The sequence below is a fragment of the Rasiella sp. SM2506 genome, from assembly GCF_050859505.1.
Taxonomy (GTDB): Bacteria; Bacteroidota; Bacteroidia; order Flavobacteriales; family Flavobacteriaceae; genus Marinirhabdus.
Map to the genome: position 1 here is coordinate 965,988 of NZ_CP193934.1, position 22,160 is coordinate 988,147.

The 22,160-nt window shown below is 38.9% G+C and carries 20 protein-coding genes and 1 tRNA gene; 7 read left to right on the forward strand and 14 right to left on the reverse strand.

Going from position 1 to position 22,160, the window contains the following annotated elements; genetic code table 11:
• Nucleotides 1-122 precede the first annotated feature (122 nt).
• A complete protein-coding gene (locus ACQ2HF_RS04425; protein WP_432412315.1) occupies nucleotides 123-563 on the forward strand; it encodes a GNAT family N-acetyltransferase in 441 nt (146 codons plus the stop codon).
• Here the strand turns inward: ACQ2HF_RS04425 and ACQ2HF_RS04430 are convergent.
• From ACQ2HF_RS04430 to ACQ2HF_RS04475, 10 genes are all read right to left on the reverse strand, one after another.
• Nucleotides 553-924, reverse strand: coding sequence for a hypothetical protein (locus ACQ2HF_RS04430; protein WP_432412316.1), 372 nt, complete (start codon nucleotides 922-924; stop codon nucleotides 553-555). The two genes, ACQ2HF_RS04425 and ACQ2HF_RS04430, sit on opposite strands and share 11 nt — an antisense overlap.
• 56 nt (nucleotides 925-980) lie before the next feature.
• Nucleotides 981-1,805, reverse strand: a complete 825-nt coding sequence (locus tag ACQ2HF_RS04435; protein WP_432412317.1) for a sterol desaturase family protein — start codon at nucleotides 1,803-1,805, stop codon at nucleotides 981-983.
• Nucleotides 1,806-1,897: 92 nt separating this feature from the next.
• Nucleotides 1,898-3,523 carry a S41 family peptidase gene (locus ACQ2HF_RS04440; protein ID WP_432412318.1) on the reverse strand — a complete coding sequence of 542 codons (1,626 nt, stop codon included), beginning with the start codon at nucleotides 3,521-3,523 and terminating at the stop codon, nucleotides 1,898-1,900.
• Between the two features lie 82 nt (nucleotides 3,524-3,605).
• On the reverse strand, nucleotides 3,606-4,079 hold the full coding sequence (locus ACQ2HF_RS04445; protein ID WP_432412319.1) for a DUF1572 domain-containing protein: 474 nt from the start codon (nucleotides 4,077-4,079) through the stop codon (nucleotides 3,606-3,608).
• The gene (rnpA, locus tag ACQ2HF_RS04450) at nucleotides 4,076-4,432 is read right to left on the reverse strand and encodes a ribonuclease P protein component (protein WP_432412320.1); all 357 of its coding nucleotides are present in this window, start codon (nucleotides 4,430-4,432) and stop codon (nucleotides 4,076-4,078) included. Before rnpA ends, ACQ2HF_RS04445 begins: the two co-directional genes overlap by 4 nt.
• 155 nt (nucleotides 4,433-4,587) lie before the next feature.
• The gene (locus ACQ2HF_RS04455; RefSeq protein ID WP_432412321.1) at nucleotides 4,588-6,414 is read right to left on the reverse strand and encodes a M1 family metallopeptidase; all 1,827 of its coding nucleotides are present in this window, start codon (nucleotides 6,412-6,414) and stop codon (nucleotides 4,588-4,590) included.
• An 85-nt stretch (nucleotides 6,415-6,499) separates the two neighbouring features.
• Nucleotides 6,500-8,167, reverse strand: coding sequence for a S8 family peptidase (locus tag ACQ2HF_RS04460; RefSeq protein ID WP_432412322.1), 1,668 nt, complete (start codon nucleotides 8,165-8,167; stop codon nucleotides 6,500-6,502).
• Between the two features lie 10 nt (nucleotides 8,168-8,177).
• Nucleotides 8,178-9,038, reverse strand: a complete 861-nt coding sequence (locus tag ACQ2HF_RS04465) for an MBL fold metallo-hydrolase (protein ID WP_432412323.1) — start codon at nucleotides 9,036-9,038, stop codon at nucleotides 8,178-8,180.
• Between the two features lie 54 nt (nucleotides 9,039-9,092).
• Nucleotides 9,093-11,318, reverse strand: coding sequence for a SulP family inorganic anion transporter (locus ACQ2HF_RS04470; RefSeq protein WP_432412324.1), 2,226 nt, complete (start codon nucleotides 11,316-11,318; stop codon nucleotides 9,093-9,095).
• A complete protein-coding gene (locus ACQ2HF_RS04475; protein ID WP_432412325.1) occupies nucleotides 11,315-12,163 on the reverse strand; it encodes a universal stress protein in 849 nt (282 codons plus the stop codon). The genes ACQ2HF_RS04470 and ACQ2HF_RS04475 overlap by 4 nt, the downstream gene beginning before the upstream one ends.
• Before the next feature lie 174 nt (nucleotides 12,164-12,337).
• On the opposite strand from ACQ2HF_RS04475, the gene ACQ2HF_RS04480 reads away from it, so the two are divergent.
• Both ACQ2HF_RS04480 and ACQ2HF_RS04485 read left to right on the forward strand, forming a co-directional pair.
• Nucleotides 12,338-14,263: a cation:proton antiporter gene (locus tag ACQ2HF_RS04480; RefSeq protein ID WP_432412326.1), complete on the forward strand. Its 1,926-nt coding sequence runs from the start codon at nucleotides 12,338-12,340 to the stop codon at nucleotides 14,261-14,263.
• Nucleotides 14,264-14,308: 45 nt separating this feature from the next.
• A complete protein-coding gene (locus ACQ2HF_RS04485) occupies nucleotides 14,309-14,530 on the forward strand; it encodes a hypothetical protein (RefSeq protein WP_432412327.1) in 222 nt (73 codons plus the stop codon).
• 158 nt (nucleotides 14,531-14,688) lie between these two features.
• On the opposite strand, the gene lepA is transcribed toward ACQ2HF_RS04485, so the two are convergent.
• Nucleotides 14,689-16,485, reverse strand: a complete 1,797-nt coding sequence (gene lepA / locus ACQ2HF_RS04490) for a translation elongation factor 4 (protein WP_432412328.1) — start codon at nucleotides 16,483-16,485, stop codon at nucleotides 14,689-14,691.
• Nucleotides 16,486-16,657: 172 nt separating this feature from the next.
• On the opposite strand from lepA, the gene dusB reads away from it, so the two are divergent.
• On the forward strand, nucleotides 16,658-17,653 hold the full coding sequence (gene dusB / locus ACQ2HF_RS04495; RefSeq protein ID WP_432412329.1) for a tRNA dihydrouridine synthase DusB: 996 nt from the start codon (nucleotides 16,658-16,660) through the stop codon (nucleotides 17,651-17,653).
• Between the two features lie 82 nt (nucleotides 17,654-17,735).
• Here the strand turns inward: dusB and ACQ2HF_RS04500 are convergent, their stop codons facing one another.
• Nucleotides 17,736-18,947, reverse strand: a complete 1,212-nt coding sequence (locus ACQ2HF_RS04500) for an ABC transporter permease (protein WP_432412330.1) — start codon at nucleotides 18,945-18,947, stop codon at nucleotides 17,736-17,738.
• A 1-nt stretch (nucleotide 18,948) separates the two neighbouring features.
• Complete coding sequence (gene rbfA, locus ACQ2HF_RS04505; RefSeq protein WP_432412331.1) at nucleotides 18,949-19,344, reverse strand: 30S ribosome-binding factor RbfA; 396 nt, start codon at nucleotides 19,342-19,344, stop codon at nucleotides 18,949-18,951.
• Between the two features lie 81 nt (nucleotides 19,345-19,425).
• On the opposite strand from rbfA, the gene mce reads away from it, so the two are divergent.
• Together mce and ACQ2HF_RS04515 are read left to right on the forward strand one after the other, a co-directional pair.
• The gene (mce, locus tag ACQ2HF_RS04510) at nucleotides 19,426-19,830 is read left to right on the forward strand and encodes a methylmalonyl-CoA epimerase (protein WP_432412332.1); all 405 of its coding nucleotides are present in this window, start codon (nucleotides 19,426-19,428) and stop codon (nucleotides 19,828-19,830) included.
• Nucleotides 19,831-19,942: 112 nt separating this feature from the next.
• Nucleotides 19,943-20,016, forward strand: a tRNA-Ile gene (locus tag ACQ2HF_RS04515).
• Between the two features lie 406 nt (nucleotides 20,017-20,422).
• On the opposite strand, the gene ACQ2HF_RS04520 is transcribed toward ACQ2HF_RS04515, so the two are convergent.
• Nucleotides 20,423-21,013 carry a riboflavin synthase gene (locus tag ACQ2HF_RS04520; protein ID WP_432412333.1) on the reverse strand — a complete coding sequence of 197 codons (591 nt, stop codon included), beginning with the start codon at nucleotides 21,011-21,013 and terminating at the stop codon, nucleotides 20,423-20,425.
• A gap of 53 nt (nucleotides 21,014-21,066) precedes the next feature.
• Between ACQ2HF_RS04520 and pdxA the strand changes: the two genes are divergently transcribed.
• Nucleotides 21,067-22,128 carry a 4-hydroxythreonine-4-phosphate dehydrogenase PdxA gene (pdxA, locus tag ACQ2HF_RS04525; RefSeq protein ID WP_432412334.1) on the forward strand — a complete coding sequence of 354 codons (1,062 nt, stop codon included), beginning with the start codon at nucleotides 21,067-21,069 and terminating at the stop codon, nucleotides 22,126-22,128.
• The last annotated feature ends 32 nt before the right edge of the window (nucleotides 22,129-22,160 follow it).

Sequence of the window (22,160 nt, forward strand, 5' to 3'; positions counted from 1 at the left end):
CTGCCCCGGATTTATTACGGGGTGGTTCCGCTTCCGCAAGCTGAAGGGCTACCCATAGCGGAGCGTTTTATACAGCGGTTCCTACTATTTACTTTTAATAAATAACATATAACTTTGAACGTATGGAAATAACTGTAAAAACATTTGAAGAGCTTACTCTTAACGAATTACACGATATTCTACAGCTACGCAGTGAAGTTTTTGTAGTAGAGCAGGACTGTGTGTATCAAGATATTGATGGGAAAGACCAAAAAGCACTTCATGTTATTGGTAAAAAAGAAGGAAAAATAGTTGCCTACACGCGATGTTTCGAACCAGGAATTTATTTTGAGGAAGCCGCTATTGGTAGGGTGGTGGTAGCTGTAAAAGAACGAAAATATGGTTTTGGACACGACGTTATGAAAGCTTCCATACTAGCCATAAAAAAAAGGTACCACACCGAAAGTATAAAACTTTCGGCGCAGACCTATTTAATTAAATTTTACGAATCACACAATTTCGTAACTACTGGCGAAGAATACCTTGAAGACGGGATTCCTCATATTGCCATGGTTACAGCTTAATAAGATTTTTCTCTAAGTTCAAGTCTTTCAACATATCGTTGGTAAACTTGTAGTGCCCTCTTCTTGTAATGATTTTAAAACGATGATTTTTCATACGTGTTAACACGTCTAAAAATCTCCATTTAGATTTTAATAAGTGTGGTTTTTCACTTTTTAAGCTCACTTCAAAATAATGTTTAATGCCGGCGCGCTCGGCCACAATATCTGGTGTAATACTAATATCACTTCCAGCTTTTCTGTACGATTTAGGGGTTTCATAGCCCTCTATATCTGCTTTAATGTTTTCGAACCCTTTGTTTTCTAAATACGCAACCGATTCCTCGAGCGTATCTGTATTTTCCTGTTTATCTATTTGTACCATAACGGACAAGATACAACATTGGTCTTCAGAAAGCACTTAAAGGAATGTTAAGATGTTCAAAATGAAGATTTTGACCTTATTTTTTTACTGAAGGGAATTCCTAATTGAATCCCAATACTCTCATCGTCAGTATGGTCTGCGATATCTATCCCATATTGAATTTTCGCTGTATCTCCGTATACAAATGTACCAAACAATCGATCCCAAACCGAAAGCATGTTTCCGTAGTTACTATCGGTCCAGGGCAATTGGTAATGATGGTGAAACTTATGCATATTGGGTGTTACTATAACATAACTTAACCCCTTATCAAGCCCTCTTGGAAGCGAAATATTAGCGTGGGTAAAGTAGGTAAATGCAACACTTAAGATGCGGTAAAAAAGATAAAAAGCAATTGGCATTCCAGTAATCACAACCGCCAGCAGCGCAAAGCTCTCCCGGATAATAAAATCAATAGGATGGTGACGCGTACCAGTAGTAGCATCTACATTTTTGTCGCTATGGTGTACGATGTGCAGGCGCCACATCGCGGGTATTTTGTGTAAACAAAAATGTACAAAATACTGGGCAATTAAATCCAAGAGAATTATTGCTATAAGTAGTTCTACCCAAATAGGCGCATGAAACAAGTGCAATAAGCCAAATTGTGAAGTATCTAACCACTCAAAAATACTCACGGTTACTATTCCGAAAACTGCGTTAATGAGCATTACGAAAAGCAGCAGCACCAAATTCACTTTAGCGTGCTTCCACTTCTTATATTTCAGAACGACCAAACTATAATACCCTTCCAAAATCCAAAAGAAACCCAAGACAAAAAACACCCAAAGAGCTTTCATCCAGGTTGGCATACTTTCAAAAAATAGGAGAAATTGGTCCATAGTATAAGATTAGTCCTCGGCTCCGCTCGCACACCGGTTGGAAAAACCAACGAAAGTTAAATTGGTGTCCGAGCGGAACCGAGAACCCGTAATTATTTCTTTAAAATCTTAGTGTACTTACTTGTATTAGTCAGCACCTCTATTCCTGCTAAAATTTCAGGATTGTACACCACCTGGTAATCGTACAGCCCTTCTTTATAGAAATAGCGCTTCAAAATTTCATCTGATAATAACGATTTTATTTCGGCTTTTTTGGCGACTAGTTTTTTCTCTTTGGCAGCGTCAATCGATTTCATTAAATCTTGATAACTAGCCGAAATATCACTGGCAATATCTTCATCTTCGGCACTACGAAGGGCTTCAGCAAATTCTTTTTCGGTTTCAGTTTGGTAATCAAAACCCTTAGTTTTCAAAAAATCGATAAAATTCTTAAAATCTGAATCTTTAAATTCAAATCCCTTCCAATCTGTCATTGGGTTGTTGTAATAATATGCCGTAGCATAATCAAAAATTGCCTGATCCTTAAGCAGGGCAGTAGTAATTGGGCTAAAAACGGCTGTTTCTACTTTAATATCTGGTAATATTCCACCGCCGTCATACACGGTTCTTCCTCCTTTTGTGGTAAACTTATTATATTCTTTAGCGTCTACACGAACGGGATCACCATTTTCGTCACGGTTCCAGTAATCGAGTGCTTGTATGCAACGCCCACTAGGCGTATAGTAGCGTGAAATAGTTACTTTTAATTGCGTACCATAAGTGAGTTTTTGAGGGCGTTGTACGAGGCCTTTTCCAAAGCTACGAGCACCCACAATAACAGCGCGATCTAAGTCTTGAAGCCCGCCAGAAACAATCTCGCTTGCCGAAGCACTGCGCCCATTTACCAAAACAACCAAAGGGATCTCGATATCTACAGGCTCTTGTGTGGTTTTATAGACTTTGTTGTATTTTTCTATAGACGATTTTGTGGTGGTGATTACTTCGCCCTTTGGCACAAAAAGATTAACGATGCTAATCGCTTCATTTAAAAGTCCGCCTGGGTTTCCTCTTAAATCTAAGATTATTTTATCGGCGCCTTGCTCTTTCAATTCTAAGAGCGCTGCTTTGGTTTCAATAGTGGTTTTACTATTAAATTTTTGTAGTACGATATACCCAATATTGTTGTCTAGTAATTTATAATACGGTACTGCTTTTACTTCTACTTTACGGCGGTTAAGGGTCGTGGTTTGGGTTTTCCCCTGGCGGTTATAGGTGATTTCTACCGTAGATCCTGAAACGCCTTTCAGCAATTCGCCTGCGTCATCGTCAAAATTGGCCAGAGTAGTGGTTCCTACTTTTATAATTTCGTCACCCGCTTTTAATCCTGCCTCGTCTGCCGGGTAGCCTTTAAAAGGTTCTATAATAATAATTTTCTCTTTTAACGTTTTTACCGCGGCGCCAATACCAGTATAGGTTCCAGAATTTTGAATGCGCGCATCTTCCACTTCCTGCTCATTCCAATACACCGTGTAGGGATCCAGATCTTCCAACATTCCTTTAATGGCTTTGTCCATAAGAGTTGCCGGGGTTACTTCGTCCACATAATTCATGTTCAACTCTTTGTACATGGTCGTGAAAATTTCTATCTGTTTCGCAATTTCAAAAAAATCGTTTTTAAAACTAACGGTCGTGAAGAATATGGTGACGGCAAGTGCCGAAAGTAAGAGTTTCTTTTTCATCTTGATAGGCTTTGTGTTACAACGGAAAATAGCTAGTTGGCGTATGTTTTAAAGGTATAAAATTTCTGCGGAAATAGATGAATTACAATGATTTCTCCCGAATGAGTTTTTTTAAGATTGAAATCTGCCCTAAGTGGTAATGTGTGTGTTCAATTATCCCGTGGATATTTCTGTAGTAAGTTCCGTAGGCATCTTTTACAAATTCTTTTGAAAGTTTTTCTTCTGAAAGGTTCTCAACCAAGTTCGCAAATGTTTCGGCCTCTTGCCAAGTTTGTGTTTTTAATTCTTCCCAAGCTGCTGCCGAAGTAACTGGAGGATGGTCAAAACTCAGGCTGTCTTTTGCACTGAGCGACCCGCCTTCCAAAACTCCTACCACCGCATTGCAATAATACTGAATGTGATACACCAATGTAGCAATAGTGTTTAAAGAACTCACATTTGTGATGGCTTCTTCAAACGTGATATCAGCGAGCACTTGTTGAAAGCTTACACCTGTGTAGTTGCCTCCGTGGATGAGGTTTTGGTATAGTTGGGATATTTGTTGTGGAGTTGTCATTTCAATAACCTTTTCAGCAATACAGCAACACATTTTTCCAACTCCTCATATTGTGGTTTTTTCTTGTCAAGATACAAAAACAACAACGCGAATTTTGTTTCAGAAGTTGAAACAAGCACTTCTTTCTGTAGCCGATACGCTTCCCTAAGTTGCCTTTTGATTCGGTTCCTATCCACAGCGCTTTTAAAATTTTTCTTCGGAACAGCAAAAGTAACCTGATGATTTTCTAGCATTTCAAGAGGGAGATACAACAGTTTTACCGGAAATTTTGACACCCCTTTTCCTTCCTCAAAAAGCTTTGTGATTAGTTTTCGAGACTTTAATTTCTCCTTTTTTGGGAATGACAGGTTCATACAATAATGGTTTCAATATCTTAGGTTACTGAGCGTAGCCCAAGTACGGGATTTTAATTTCTCTTTCTTTTCGAAAGTGAGCGCTATGGCGTAAAGATATAAAAAGACCCCTCAATAGTATAACTGAAGGGTCTAGGTCTTATTTTCAGAATAAATTACTCTACTCCAAACGTATTATTCTCACGGTTCACATCTGCCATTAAGGTACTGGCATCTATTACCATGCTCTTCACCTTTTTGCCTGTTGGAATGTCGAAACTGTAGGTTGGGTATGCCCAGGCCCAGTCTTTTAATACCGTCCATTTTACAGCGCTGTATGGATTTTTCTTTTCGGCACGTGCCATTTGTAGTGGAATGTAGAAAGTTTCTTCGCTACCATCTTCGTACATCACACTTAAATCTATAGGCATGGGCATAAAACCAATGCGCTGTAAAGTAACTGTAGTACCACCATTCGCATTAGCTTCCACACCTTGAATACCATAATCTATAGTTTTGGTGGTTTGCATAAAGTCCATTAAGTACCAATCCAGCTCAAAGCCCGACACTTTTTCGGCCACGCGAACAAAGTCGTTTGGTGTTGGATGCTTAAAAGCCCAATCTTTATAGTACTGCTTTAGTGTTTTGTCTAAATTTTCCTTCCCGATAACATAGCCTAATTGTGATAAAAATACAGCTCCTTTGCTATACGCCGTAATAGAATACGAACGATTTAGGTTGTATCTATCTGCATGGGTTGTAGCAGGCTCCTCTTTACCGCTGGTTGCTAAAGACAGATAGCCGCGATAGGATCCAGCCATTGGATTTGGATTGTCTCCTTTTGTAATTTCTTCTTCGGCCAGGGTTGAAATATAACTTGTAAACCCTTCGTCCATCCATTCGTGTTTGCCTTCGTTGGTAGCCAATAAAAACTGAAACCACGTATGCGCCATTTCGTGTGCTGTTACACCAAACAAACTTCCAAATTTACGCTCCCCAGTAATTAAGGTTGACATCGCATACTCCATTCCGCCATCTCCACCTTGGATCACAGAATACTGTTTGTACGGATATTCACCAATATGTTCGTTAAAATATTTCAGCAATTCTGCCGTCATGGGTTGTAACTTCTTCCAGTTCTCTTTAATTTCAGGATTGTTTTTGTAGTAAAAATTTAGTGTTACTCCATTAGGTCCGTCAAACTGGTCGTGAATATAATTCTTATCTGCCGCCCACGTAAAGTCGTGAACTTTTGGCGCTAAAAATTGCCAGGTTTTTTTTTCATTTTTACTATTTTTCACTTCAGGATAACTTCCGCCTTTTACGTTTGCTGCGCTGTATCCGGTTCCACCTACAGTGTAATCCTTATCAATATGAATAGTCACATCAAAATCTCCCCACGGACTGTGAAACTCGCGGGCTATGTATGGATCTGCGTGCCAGCCCTGGAAATCGTATTCGGCTAATTTTGGATACCACTGGGTCATAGAAAGTGCCACGCCTTCACTATTATTTCTTCCACTACGGCGAACCTGAACGGGCACTTGTGCGTCCCATTCCATTTTAAAAGTGGTGCTTTGTCCTGGCTGAATAGGCTTGTTTAATTGAACCTCCATAACCGTTCCTACAATCTCATAGTTTAGTTTTTGATCATCCTGTGTAAACATGGTCGGTTTTATATAGCCAATTTCCTGTGGTGTTAATTTTGAAATCCTATCCGTTACTCTTCCATCAGGATCTGCAATGCTACGCGAACGCACGTCCATCTCGCTTCCTGGTTGAAAAGCGTTAAAATACAAATGATAGAATACACGGTCCAACACATCTGGAGAATTGTTGGTGTATACTACCGTTTGTTTTCCTTTATACTGAAAGTTCTCGGCATCTACATCAATATCCATTTTGTAATCAACCTTCTGCTGCCAGTAACCCGTGTTGTTTTGAGCCGTTACTGAAACAACCAGCAACAATGCCCAAAAGCTATTTAAAAGTGTTTTTTTCATTTTATCTATTTTTAAAAATTATATCTACCTCTCCCCCTTCGGGGGAGACCGAGAGGGGGACGGGGAGGTTAGGTGGAGGCTTGGGTTACATTTTAGACGCCATAATTAAAGCGTTATACAAATTCACCATTTTTCCAGATTTTGAAATATTCTGAAAAGAATCGGTATTAGAAGCGTCTCCTCCTAATACAACGGTAGCTGTTGAAGCCAACCCACTGTCCATAATTACTTTCTTTACCTGTGAAGCGGTAAGATTAGGATACATAGAACGGATTACTGCTGCAACACCTGCAACTGCCGGAGCCGCCATAGAAGTTCCCTGAAGGTATTCGTATGTATTTAAGGGTGTTGTTGACCAGATTTTTACTCCTGGGGCAAAAACGTCGATGTTTGTTTTTCCGTAGTTTGAAAAATTAGCAATCATTTCGCCACCGTATTTTAAATTTAAAGCTCCAACGGTTAATACGTTGTTAGCGTATTCTATACCTGTTTTTGTTTGATCGTTAGGATATACAATGTTTTCGTCAAGGTTTAATCCTTCGTTTCCTGCAGCGTTTACAATTAATACGTCTCTACTTTCAGCATATTTAATAGCTTCTATTACCCATTCTGGATGTGTAGAATAGTATTTTCCAAAGCTAGTATTTAACACTTTTGCCCCATTGTCTGTAGCATATCTAATTGCGTTTGCAATGTCTTTATCATACTCATCCCCATCTGGTACTGCACGTACCACCATGATTTTTACGTTGTTTGCTACACCATTCATTCCAATACCGTTATTACGCTCTGCCGCAATAATTCCGGCTACGTGGGTACCGTGCTTTGCATCTGCTTCTTTTGGATCTGGACCGTCAACATCGTTATTTCCATAGAATTTCGTTGAATTATCATCTGGGTTGTCTCCCAACATTTCTTTTCTGAAATCTTTATCCAAATTAAAATGTGTGTCTAGCCTTCCACCAAAGTACTCAATACCGCCTTCCAATTCTTTAATTACCTCTGGAACACTATCGCCAAAATTCAACATTTGAGTTAACATTGGGATTTGTTGCTGCTCTGCGGGTGTAGGGTTGCTTATTCCAGCAAGGTCTTCTTTTGAGTAATCTGCTTTACCAAATTTTGTCGTCATAGCAGCATGAGCGGGCTTTACTTGCTCCAAAATCCCCATGTACTGTGTAGTTTGTGCTGTGGCCTGTTGTTTTTCTTTTTCATACTCGGCCATTGCTTTTTTGTAAAGATCGTATTCCGAACGGTCTGCAGCACTTATGGAAGCTTCAGTTTTACCGTCGTATTTAGGCTTTAGCTTTTTTAGAATCCTTACGTATTCCATGTTTTCGGCAACAATATTTCCGAGGAAATTCCAACCGTGTATATCATCTATATACCCATTGTTGTCATCATCTTTTCCGTTATTAGGAATTTCTCCTTCATTGGTCCAGATAACATTTTTAAGATCTTCGTGTTCAACATCTATCCCACTATCTATTACACCTACGATTACCGTTTGCCCTTTTTGTTTTTTTATAATTTCGGCATATGCTTTGTCAACGCTCATGCCGGGAATGGTATCCATCACCAAATCTTTAGCACCCCAATTTTTATTTTGGGCATCCGTTAAAGGAGTGGTTTTAAGAGGTGTTTGATCAATATTTCCAATAGGAGTGGAAACAATAGGCGCTACCGCACCACCACAACTTACTAACAAGGCCGCTCCAGAGAGGGCAAAAAGAGAAGATTTTAAAATATTCATTCGTTTAAGTTTAATTAAAAAGTTCATTAAAAGTATAAGTCTGATTCAGGCGAACACCTTTCTCAGTATGTTTTACGGTAATTATTTGATTGTGAGCATCGTGCTCTAACCACAGATAAAAGTTATTATCTGCGGCTGTGTTCAAGAATTTTTCTTTTTCAGGCATGGTTAACAGCGGCCTAGTGTCGTACCCCATCACAAAAGGAAGTGGTAAATGACCAGCAGTTGGTAACAAATCTGCCATAAAGACCACAGTCTTGTCCTGATATTTTATATGCGGAATCATTTGCTTATCGGTATGCCCATCTGCAAAGAAAATGCCGAAGTCTAATGCAGAATTTTCAGAAAAATCGGATGTAGGTTTCTCCACAAAATGCAATTGCCCACTTTCCTGCATAGGCATAATATTCTCGGTTAAAAACGAAGCCTTTTCACGACGGTTAGGCTTGGTTGCCCATTCCCAATGGTCTTTATTACTCCAGAATTTAGCATTTTTAAAAGCAGGCTCGTAACCCGTTTGGTCTTTTTTCCTTTGTACACTACCGCCACAGTGGTCGAAATGTAAATGTGTCATAAACACATCGGTAATATCGTCTCTATGGAAACCATGCTTTTTAAGCGATTTGTCAATACTGTGATCTCCCCAGGGGAAGTAGTATCCAAAAAACTTATCAGATTGCTTGTTGCCCATTCCGGTATCAATCAACGTAAGTCTGTCACCGTTTTCTATGAGCATGCATCGCGCGGCAATATCTATCATATTATTACTGTCTGCCGGGTTTGTTCGCATCCAAAGAGATTTGGGAACAACGCCAAACATAGCGCCACCATCCAACTTAAAGTTTCCAGCTTCGATAGGGTAGATTTTCATAGGTGACGCAAATTACAAAAAGGCACGCTAATGGTTGTGGTTGTTAAGATTTTATTAAGAGAGCGATTTTTCTATCTTATTTCCAGTAGCCACGACTCCCCGTAACCGTTTTCCAAAATCGTACAATGCTTTAATCTCCTTTACCCCAGCCACACGCTCTTTGCTAAAAACTAAAAGAGAATTGCCGTTAGATTCTACATGGTAATAAGGATTACTTTCAAAAAAATGAACTAAATTATCATCAAAAAACTCTTGGATAACAGTAGTATTTTCTCCCAACAAGTAAAAACGGTTGTTGAAATCGCGATGGTTTTCTATAGGAATATCTTTAAAACCGGCAAAAGCATATACTTTTTCTAAAAAACCTTCCCGATCCAAAGTGAATTCTGGGATTTCGTGATTTAATTCAATGTGAAGCATGGTAGTACGCACATTTTCCTTTGCAATAAATTCACCTTCAGAATAATTAATATCGAACAACTTGAAGGTTTTTTCTTTATTGAATATTCGGTTATAAATACTTTCAACCTTTTTTGAGGTAAAAAAATGAAACCTATCTAGAAAATGAAAGTCTTGAGCTTGCTGGGCTTCATAGTGCATGTTGTAATCATCGGCAATTTCCTGGAGCGTGGTTTGTCTTTTGGTCAAGTTTTTTTGAAGCAACCCAAAGCCAGGAATTAATCTTCGCAACGCAAATGGATGTTGGCTATCTGCGCCGTGGAGGTCTAAACCAATAACCTCAAAATGACCGCCTCGTTTTAGAAAGAGATCTTGATACCCACTTAGATTGTCCATCACGGTGTGGTCCACAAATTCGCATAGAGAGAAATCTACTACTACGTCTTCGGTTTCGGGAATGGCGTCTAATTTTTGTTTCAGTTTATGATAATTCAAAAAGCTACAAAAGTGCTTTACGCTTACATAATAATCGTTGCGGGTTCCAGATTCTTTGTACATTAATACATTCGGCTTTAAAATATTCCGAAGAAAGAGCGAAATGCTTTTATTTACTAAAACGTGAATGATAAATGTGACTAAAACCCCGGCTAAAATTCCTGTAATTAAATCCACAAAGAGCGTTACTATAAGCGTTGTAAAGAAAATAAGCAGCTGTTCTTTTCCTACTGAAAATATCCTTCGGACCAATTTGGGTGACGCCAATTTATATCCCGTATACACTAAAATTGCCATAAGTGCTGGTAACGGAATGCGTGTTAACTGCGTTGAAAATAAAAGAATGAAAATAACTAAAAACACAGCGTGCACAAAGTTAGAGGAGCGGTTTGTGCCTCCATTATTTACATTTACAGAGCTTCTTGCAATTACGGTAACTACATTTATACCACCTAAAAAACCACTTCCAATGGTCGCAAAACCAAGCGCCTTTAAATCCCGGTTTGCGTTGCTCCGTCTTTTTTGTGGATCTAGTTTGTCCACTGCTTTTATACTCAACAAAGACTCAATACTGGCAATAAGCGTTATGGAAAAAACACTTACCCAAAAAGGAAACCCTCCAATAAAGCCAAAGTTTGGCGTAGGGAGTTGTGATACAATTTCTTGTGCAGAAGGGATGCCAGAAAGCATATATTTTTCCGAAATAGGATTAGGATCCTGCACAACGAGCTCAAAGTAATAACTAAATGCAATAGAAAGCAGTACAATCCACATAGGGGCGGGGATTAATTGAAGGTATTTGTTTCTAATACGAGGGTAAAAAGCCATGATCGCTAATGCTAAAATACCAGCCAAAGCCGCATAGATAAGCCCTATATTTTCATAGTGAATCACGCCAATAACAGTCTTGGGAATTGCTAGCAAATAATCCAAACTACGGTCTAAGGAAAGTTTATTTGCTAACATAATATGAAACTGTTTCCCCAAAATGATGAGTCCAATAGCAGCTAGCATTCCTTGAATGGCAGAGGATGGAAAGAAATCTGCCAATTTACCCATTCGTAAAAATCCCAAAAGGAGTATGAATATACCAGAACAAACAATGGCTGCATACGTAGCTTCAAGCCCTAGTGTGGTTACAGCAACTAAAAGAACTCCTACCATACCATTTCCGGGACCTGTAATAGTTACGTGGCTCCCTCCCAAAAAGGAAACCATAACCCCTCCAACTACCGCTGTAATAATACCAGCTATGGGAGGAATCTCACTTGCCATAGCCAATCCCAACCCTAATGGCAACGCTATAAGGCTCACCACAAATCCCGAAAATATATTCTTTGGAAGTGACTTAAAAAAGTCTTTTGCGGTATGTTTTTTTCGTGTCATTGAATAATTAGCACGTCTGTTGGGAGTTCTGTTAAAATATGTTCAATATCGTGGGGAAACAATCTATCTATAAAACCAGATTTATTTGGACCGTTCATAACGAGCAAATCGGCGCGCGCAACTTTTGCAAAATGCCCGATGGAATATCCACGTTTCCCGAAAATAGGCTGCGTGCGTATCGTGAGATCTTTTTTATGTTTTTCAGGAATGGTACTTATTATATTTTTAATTCGTGAATCTTCTTGGCGACGTAATTTTTCTTTTTTGAGAGTAGCAAGACGGAGTGATTTATCATCGTTTATGCTTATAGCCACTTCTTGTTGCGTAATTTCTTCTACTATTGTAAGTTGTTCTGCCTGTAAGGCATTGGCTACAAAAAAAGCCGCTTTAATGGCTTGCTCTGTTTTTTTATCCTTAAGCCCGTTTACTACAATATGCTTGCATTTTATTCTTTTTATAGATGGATTAATGAGTAACAATACAGAACATTTTGCGCTACGGGTGATTTTTCTGGCAATGGAGCCTACGTAGTATTTAAAAAAGTTCTCACGCTGTAAAGCACCTAAAATAAGAAGGTTTATCTTTTTGTCATTCACAGACTTTAAAATAGAAGCTACAGGCTCGCCAGGTGCGTAAACAATATCTATCGTTAGTCCATCAATAAAGAAAGGAGCTAATATTTCTTGAAATTTATTTGTTTTTTCTTCGGAAGCAACTCCCACGTGAATGAGGATAAGCTTGCTATCAAAAAGCATAGACAACCTGGCCGCTTCGTAAAGATTAGCTTTTAGGTTTGGGGAAAAGGTTACACCAATTCCAATGGATGAAAAATAGGGGAGGTTCAAGGTTTTTTAAAAAACTTTAGGGCGAAAAGATACCATTTTCTAATCTATGAGCCACAGGAAATATGGAAAGTCCAAGATATCTTGTTGTAGTAAGGCTACTAATATTTTATTAAATATTTCGGCAGGTTGCAGTATCTTTATATTTTCACATCCTAATTAACCAATATTGTATCTATGTTAGAACTGGCCGGAATTATCATTTTAGGAATTTTTGCCCAATGGGTTGCATGGAAAATGAAAATTCCAGCCATTTTACCTCTAATTCTAATAGGACTTTTTGTTGGGCCAATTTCAACACTCATCTCAGAAGACGGCACGCAATGGATTCAACCAATCTGGAATACAGAAAAAGGCTTTTTCCCTGGTGAAAGCTTGTTTTACTTTGTTTCTCTTGCTATTGGAATTATTCTTTTTGAAGGCGGACTCACCCTGAAGTTGGGCGAAGTAAAAAAAGTTGGGGGCGTTATTGGGAAGCTTATTAGTTTGGGATCTGTCATCACTTTTTTTGGAGCGGGGGTTACTGCACACTATGCATTTGGGTTAAGCTGGAAAATTTCATTTCTATTTGCTGCCTTGGTAATTGTAACAGGGCCAACAGTAATAACACCTATTTTACGAAACATTCCGCTAAAAAAAGATGTTTCTGCGGTTTTAAAATGGGAAGGTATTTTAATTGATCCCATTGGTGCTTTGGTGGCAGTATTGGTATTTGGTTTTATTACCGTAAATATTCCACCAGAAGATTTTGTAGCAGAAATAGGAGCCGCTACAGACAATCACAGTAGCGGAAGCTCCTATACCAAGCACGCTTTGTTAGAATTTGGTAAAATTATAGTAATTGGCTTTGCCTTTGGACTCGCAGGAGGATTTGCAATGTATCAGGCTGTAAAAAGAAAAGTGATTCCGCATTACTTATTGAACGTTGCCTCCTTATCTATGGTGCTTTTAATTTTTGTTTTAAGCGATTTGTTTGCTCATGAAAGTGGGTTATTAGCCGTAGTCGTTATGGGGATGTATTTAGGAAATACAGATTTACCCAACCTTAAAGAGCTACTTTATTTTAAAGAATCGTTAAGCGTCTTGCTTATTTCCATACTTTTCATTTTACTGGCAGCAAACATAAGTATAGACGATTTAATGCTTATTTACAACTGGAAAACAGCAGTGCTTTTTGCTGTGATAATCTTTATTGTAAGGCCCATAGGCGTTTTCCTGAGTACCTGGGGGTCTAATCTCAAAACCAACGAAAAATTATTTATAAGCTGGGTAGGGCCTCGCGGTATTGTAGCCGCAGGTATTGCGTCGCTTTTTGGAACAAAACTAGTAGAACTAGGAGTTCCTGGAGCTGAATATATTACACCTTTGGTTTTTGGACTGGTTTTGGTAACTGTTTTATTAAATGCGACTACTGCTCGTTTGGTTGCAAGATTATTGGGTGTGTTCCTTAAAAAATCTGAAGGAATTATGATTGTGGGTGGCTCAAGAGTTTCAAGATTAATTGCTACCTATCTTCAAAAAAATAATCGTCACGTAGTGTTAGTGGATTCTAACCGAACCAACGTTCAAAAAGCAAAAGAATTAGGGATTGATGCCATAAATGCCAACATTTATAGTGACGACCTTACCGATAATATTGAATTGAGCGATGTAGGATATTTACTTGCAATGACGGGTAATGATGAAATTAACCGCCAGGCTATGAGCCGTTTTGGAAAGCAATTTGGCGAAAATGGAACGTTTAGACTAATGACTTCTGAAGAATTACTGAACAAAAAAGATTTTGATCAAGATGATGTGTTCAGTAACACCCACGACTATATTCGTTTTACCGAAGTAGCTCGCGATTATCCTTCTATCCAAGAAATCGAAGTAGACGATCACGCCAAATTCTTGAAGGTGCTGGAGACCATCCGTGATAACCGTGAAGCTATTCCGTTGTTTATTAAAGATGGAGATGGACGCCTACAACTTATAGACACTTTATCCGAATATGAAATTGAACATGGGAGTGTTATTGCTTACCTCGGAAAACCAATAGATTTTGAAGATGTTGTAGTGGCAACTCAAGATGATGCCCCTCCAGCTGAGGACCCTGCTTAAAATAATATGAAATCGTTTCCGTTCTAAGTAGGAAACTTCAGCCAAATGAAAAAAATCTCTCTTCTTTTATTTTTTGTAACCGCACTACTTTCTTGTGGCGACGACGACGAACGAACATGTCGTTTTTGCAGCAGCGATCAAACTCCAGAGTTTGAAATATGCCGCGAACCTAATGGCAATGCTTCTGTTAATGGTGAAGACACTGGCACAAACTATCAGGCTTATTTAGACGACTTAGTAGTCGCTGGAGCTAATTGTGGAGGGTAATATCAAAAAGCTAAAAAAGAACCTGTAAAGTATCTAAAACTTCACAGGTCTTTGTTTAATAGTAATTATTAATGAATCTTTATTTTACTTTGGAATTTCAGACAACAGAGTGAGTTTTATTAAAAGCCATAAGCTTTTTATTAAAATTTGTACCGAAGCTAGTCGTTCAACTTTAACACCGCCATAAATGCTTCCTGTGGGATTTCAACATTCCCAACCTGGCGCATACGCTTTTTTCCTTTTTTCTGTTTTTCTAAGAGCTTACGTTTACGCGAAATATCACCCCCGTAACATTTTGCAGTTACATCTTTACGAAGTGCTTTCACGGTTTCACGAGAAATAATCTTGGCGCCAATGGCAGCTTGTATGGGAATATCAAATTGTTGACGTGGGATTAACTGGCGTAGTTTTTCGCACATTTTCTTGCCAATATCGTACGCATTGTCTTGATGTAATAAGGCTGAAAGCGCGTCAACAATATTTCCGTTTAGAAGTACATCTACTCGAACCAATTTAGATTCACGCAAACCAATTGGAGAGTAGTCGAAAGAAGCATATCCTTTTGAAACCGTTTTTAAACGATCGTAAAAGTCGAATACAATTTCGGCCAAAGGCATATCAAAACTAAGCTCTACACGTTCGGTGGTTAAATAGGTTTGGTTCGTAATTTGACCGCGTTTTTCAATACATAAAGACATTACAGACCCCACAAAGTCAGACTTTGTAATGATGGTAGCTTTTATGTATGGTTCTTCCATTCTATTCAGTTTGGAAGGATCCGGAAGGTCACTTGGGTTGTTTACAAGAATAGGGGTGTCTGGGTCTCTATTGGTATATGCTTTGTAAGACACGTTAGGTACGGTAGTAATCACCGTCATATCAAACTCGCGCTCCAAACGCTCTTGAATAATCTCCAAATGCAACATTCCCAAGAATCCACAACGGAAACCAAAACCAAGCGCAGCAGAACTTTCTGGAACAAATACTAGTGAGGCATCATTGAGTTGCAGTTTTTCCATAGAAGAACGAAGCTCTTCGTAGTCTTCGGTATCTACGGGGTAAATTCCCGCAAATACCATTGGCTTTACATCTTCAAAACCTTCAATCATATTGGTGGTAGGTGATTTTGCGTCTGTAATTGTATCTCCTACTTTTACTTCTTTAGCTTCTTTTATACCCGTGATGAGGTAACCCACATCGCCAGCTTTAATTTCTTTTTTAGGGGTCTGTTTAAAGTTAAGGGTTCCCACTTCATCGGCAAAATAAGTTTTTCCCGTGGCCATAAATTTAATATGTTGCCCTTTTGTAATAGAACCATTTAGGACTCTAAAATAAGTTTCCACACCCCGAAACGGATTGTATACCGAGTCAAAGATCAACGCCTGTAAACTTTCGTCTTCATTCCCTTTTGGCGGAGGAATACGTTCGATAACGGCGGCTAAAATTTCTTCAATTCCAATGCCGGTTTTGGCACTGGCAGGGATTACATCTTCGGCTTTACAGCCTAACAAATCAACAATATCATCGGTTACTTCCTCAGGACTGGCTGAAGGAAGGTCTATCTTATTCAATACTGGAATTATTTCCAAATCATTTTCTAACGCTAAATACAGGTTAGAAATGGTCTGCGCCTGAATACTTTGTGCAGCATCTACTACTAACAAAGCGCCTTCACACGCCGCAATACTTCGGGACACCTCGTACGAGAAATCTACGTGTCCTGGGGTGTCAATAAGGTTTAAGATATATTCTTCGCCTTTGTAGGTATAGTTCATTTGTATGGCGTGACTCTTAATGGTAATACCACGCTCACGCTCCAGATCCATACTGTCCAATAGCTGCGCTTGCTCTTCACGTGCTGTCACAGCTCCTGTAGCGCTTAATAATCTGTCTGCCAAGGTGCTTTTACCGTGGTCAATATGTGCAATGATGCAAAAATTTCGGATGTTCTTCATAGTCAATTATTCCTGCGGCAAATATACTTTAAAAAGCTAGTTTTTGCTCGCCGAAACCTACAATCCTAACATATTGACTATTTTTGCAGAAGATTTGGAATTAATTTAAACCGATTCCCGCCTTCGCTCTGTCTCCGACGAGTGAGGCACGAACGAGAGGAAGACACAAACAATGGCAAAAATAGGAAACATAGATGTAGGCGATTTTCCGCTATTACTCGCACCCATGGAAGATGTGAGCGACCCGCCGTTCCGCGCACTTTGCAAAGAGCAGGGAGCCGATGTGGTGTATACCGAATTTATCTCTTCGGAAGGTTTAATTCGCGACGCCGCCAAGAGCGTCATGAAGTTGGATATATACGAAAAGGAACGCCCGGTTGGCATACAAATTTTTGGAGCCAACCTCGATTCTATGTTGCAGAGTGTAGAGATTGTAGAGGCCAGCGGACCCGATATTATTGATATTAACTTTGGCTGCCCTGTAAAAAAAGTGGTGAGCAAAGGCGCAGGCGCAGGGATTTTAAAAGATATAGATTTAATGGTTTCTTTAACCGAAGCCATGGTAAAACATACCAAACTACCAATTACCGTTAAAACAAGATTGGGATGGGACGATGCCAGTATTAAAATTGTTGAAGTTGCCGAGCGTTTACAAGATGTAGGCTGTAAAGCCATTTCCATTCACGGTCGCACCCGGGCACAGATGTACAAAGGCGACGCCAATTGGGCACCCATTGCCGATGTAAAAAACAATCCAAGAATGCATATTCCTGTTTTTGGGAATGGAGATGTAAATACGCCAGAACGCGCCGTAGAAATGCGGGACACATATGGCTTAGATGGTGCCATGATTGGCCGTGCCAGCATTGGGTATCCGTGGTTTTTTAAAGAAGTAAAACACTTTATGAAAACAGGAACACATTGCGCACCTCCCACGATGCAAGAACGCGTAGAAGCTGCTAGAAGACATTTACAAATGGCGATAGACTGGAAAGGTGAAATATTAGGTGTTTTTGAAACCCGCCGTCATTACACCAACTACTTTAGAGGCATTCCACATTTTAAAGAATATCGAATGAAAATGGTTACAAGCGATGCTAGTGCCGATGTTTTTTCGGCTTTTGATGAGGTGTTGGAACAATTTGGTGATTTTGAGTTTAGTCACTAAATCTCAAAAGAAAGAAAAAAAGTTTTCTGCCTGCTTTTTGTTCTCTGCTAAAAAAACAAAATCGTCTTTTTTACAAACTCTTTTAATTCAACAATCGCTCTCGCACTCTACTCGAAGCAATTTTTGATGCCATAAGTCCAAGAACCGTTAGTGTTATAAAAACCACCACCACATTCATAAAAGTTAATTTCACGGGATAAGGTAGCGAAGCTGTGATATACACAAATTGAAATTGCAATTGCGCCCAAACTACAATTACACCCAGCGTAATACCTAGTAAACCGCCAAGAACAGTCATTAATGCACCTTGCAAAAAGAAGATATGTCTTATTTCTTTTAGAGTGGCTCCCATATTATAGAGCGTTTTTATGTTTTTCCGCTTGTCGAGAATCATCATTATTATGGAACCAATAACGTTGAAAAGGGCAATTATTAAAACTAAGGTGAAGATGAGGTATACGGCAACCTGCTCGGTATTTAGCATTTTGTAAAGCGCGTCGTTTTGCTGAATTCTATTTTTAATCACAATGTTTTCTGAAGTGAAAATCTCAGCAAGAGCGTTTCTTACTTCATTCTCACTTACTTCTGGCTTTAGTTTTATGGCAATGGAAGTAATCTTGGTGCTGTCCATCTGGAGTAAATCCCGGGCAAATTCTAAATCTGTAAATATATACTTTCCGTTTACATCCTCGTTTACGTCGTAAATTCCTGCGGTAACAAAATCTCGTTTGGTAAAAGCGCTGGCAAGGTCTGTGTTTAAGATTTGTCCTGTTCCTGGTTTGGGAACAAAAACTTCGGGAAGGCTATTGTAAATATCCATCGTGCCCATAGACAGCTTGTGTGCTATGTTAAAACCAATTACGGCTTCTTGTTGGCCTTCTTCAAACCAACGGCCTACATACAAAATGCTATCTATTACAGTTACATTTCCGTAGGAAGCATCGACTCCTTTTATATTTGCAATATGGTTTTTGCCTTCAAACTGAATAAAAACCCGCTCTTCAATAACTTTGGAATAGGCTTCAATATCGTCTAATTGTTGAAGTTTTTCTTCGGCAGCTTCAGAAAAAGTAATGGTTTTCCCATTTTCGGGCCCTACGAGTATGTCGCTGTCAAAAACATTGGTGAACTGAAGGCTGAAATCTTTGAGTCCAGAAAATCCAGACAACACAATAAAGAGCGCCATTGCCCCCACTACAATGCCAATAGCCGCAATGATAGTAATGATATTGATTGCATTATTACTGCTTTTTGAAAACAGGTACCGCTTGGCGATGTAGAGCGGAAACTTCAAATTACTTCTTTTTTCTTTTTTCGAGAAGATCTGGGTTTTGTAATGGATTGTCTACGCCTTTAACGGCTTTTTCAATGCCTTCAATATAGTCCAACGAATCGTCGTTAAAAAAGGTAAGGTTAGGCATCTTGCGCAACTGATTTTTAGTGAGCTGTGCAATTTGATGTTTGATTCTTGGCGTGAGTTTTGTAATTTCCTCCAACAAAGGGGTCGCTTTATCCGAAGGAAACACACTTAGATACACTTTGGCAATAGAAAGGTCTGTTGTGACACTCACTTTTGAAACTGCTACAATAATTCCCATCTGTCCTGCCTCACGCAACATTTCTTGAATGACGTTGGCGATGTCGTTTTGCAATACGCCTGCAATTTTTTTCTGTCTGTTACTTTCTTCCATACAGCAAAAATACTACAATAAGATTTGTTATTTTTGAAAACTACTTAGTATTAAAGGTACCCGCCTGCTCGGGCAATACATATGAATAAGATAGAACACATAGGTATTGCTGTAAAAAGCATAGCCGCAGCCAATGAAATTTACAGCAAATTGTTAGGATACCAGCCCTATAAAACCGAGGCTGTCGTAAGTGAAGGAGTAAACACATCCTTTTTTACCTGTGGAGATAGTAAAATTGAATTATTAGAAGCCACCAACCCAGACAGCCCTATCGCAAAGTTTATAGAAAAGCGCGGAGAGGGTGTTCATCACATGGCTTTTTCCGTAGATAATATTAAAGCTGAAATGGAACGTCTTGAAAAAGAAGGCTTTATTTTACTTAACTCAGAGCCAAAGAGGGGGGCAGACAATAAATTAGTTGCTTTTTTACATCCCAAAAGTAGCCACGGAGTGCTGGTAGAATTATGCCAGGATATTGCTGAATAACAACGATACTTCAATATTAACGTGAAAAGGTTTGAAAAATTCATAAAGTTATTATCTTTGCGAACCATTTTTAGACCTGATATAGAAATCTAGAAGGAGTAAAAATATAACCGGTCCCATAGCTCAGTTGGTTAGAGCACCTGACTCATAATCAGGTGGTCCTTGGTTCGAGCCCAAGTGGGACCACATTTTTTTGACAAGACTGAATTTAATCTTATCTCTAGTAAAAGTTTTTTGTAGAAGCGCATAATTATAGTTAGAAGTGTTGCAATTTTTTTTAAAATAATAAGTTAGGTAGTATGCGGTTATAGTTAATAACTTTTCAATAATGTTGAAAAATATTGCGTTTCTTAAAAATTTGATTACATTTAGTCCCTGAATATGCGACCCCAAATCGTAAAAATATACACCTTCGTACTTTGCCTCTGTGCAAGTACAACCCTTTTCGGAGCGCCATTACAGGCGGTCAACGAACCACCACAGCCTACTCTAAACAGAACTCCGCCAGAATTACCGATAGACGCAAATAGCTATATTTTATTTGTTATTGCAATTATTTTAGGTGTTTATGTAGCCTACAGAAGACATAAAGCTACTCAGAAAGCCTCATAAGCCGCTTCACATATTTTCCAATTACATCAAATTCTAAGTTTACTTTTGTTCCTATTTCAAAAGAAGAGAAGTTTGTATGCTCGTATGTATATGGAATTATTGCGACACTAAATTCTGCTTCTTTAGAATTTACCACCGTAAGGCTCACGCCGTTTATAGTGATAGAGCCTTTCTCAATAGTTATATTTCCTTGAATTGAATTATACGTAAAAGTGAAATACCAACTACCGCCAGCTTCAGAAATAGCGGTACAGGTTCCTTGTTCGTCTACATGCCCCTGAACAATATGACCGTCTAGACGAGCGCCCATCTTCATGGCTCTTTCTAGATTTACAGTATCACCAATTTCCCAACTGCCCAGATTTGTTTTATCCAATGTCTCTTTAATCGCAGTCGCGGTATAGGTGTTTCCTTCAATCGCTATTACGGTTAGACAAACACCGTTGTGGGCTACACTTTGGTCAATTTTTAGTTCGTCTGTAATGGAACTTTCGATGGTGATATGCAGATTTTCGCCTTCGGTACGAAGCGAAGTTATTTTGCCAAGGGTTTCTATAATTCCTGTAAACATGTTTGTAATTGGTTACATTTGTATCACAAAAGTACAACGATTACATCTTCAGAATGAGCAAAAGCGATAAAATTATAGTAGGTATATCTATAGGAGACTTAAACGGCATTGGTAGCGAAATTGTTTTAAAAACATTTCAGGACACCAGGATGCTAGAGTTTTGCACCCCGGTTATTTTTGCTTCGGTGAAATTGATGTCTTTCTTTAAAAAAGAATACGAATTAGACATTTCCTTTTTTGGAATAGATAGCCTAGACAAAATCGCTCACAAAAAAGTAAATGTGCTGAATGTTTGGAAAGAGACAGTAGACGTTAACTTCGGTGCAGAAGAAAAACGGATTGGTGAATACGCTGTAAAATCTTTAGAAGCCACGGTCAAAGCATTAAAAGAAGGGCAAATCGATGTTTTGGTAACAGCTCCCATCAACAAGAGTAATGTGCAGTCTGAAACGTTTAACTTTCCAGGGCATACAGATTATCTTGCTAAAGAGCTTAAGGGGGAAAGCATGATGTTAATGGTTTCAAATAGTTTGCGTGTTGGTTTGTTGACGGATCATGTGGCGGTAAAGGATGTTTCAGCAACCATTACTAGAGAGCTTATTGAAAAGAAAATAAATACCATTCATAAAACGCTCATTCAGGATTTTGGTATTCCAAAACCTAAGATAGCCGTGTTGGGGATTAATCCGCACAATGGAGATAATGGTGTGATAGGCAAAGAGGATGATGAAATACTTATCCCAACGTTAACGAACTTAAGAAATAACGGGAAATTGGTCTACGGGCCCTACGCAGCCGACAGCTTTTTTGGTTCTTCCAACTATAAAAACTTTGATGTGATTATAGCTTCGTATCACGACCAGGGGTTAATTCCATTTAAAACCCTGGCATTTGGCACAGGGGTAAATTTTACAGCTGGGCTAGACAAAATAAGAACTTCGCCAGACCATGGAACTGCATTTGATGTCGCGGGAAAAGGTGTGGCAGACTACGAAAGTTTTAAACAGGCAGTTTATACCGCGATTGATATTTTTCACAAACGCAATGAGTATCAGGAAATTTCAACAAATCCGTTACAAGTAAATAAGCGAAAACCTTTTTCAAAAAAGAAATAGTTACAGTACTGTGCAATCCAAATAATTTTTTA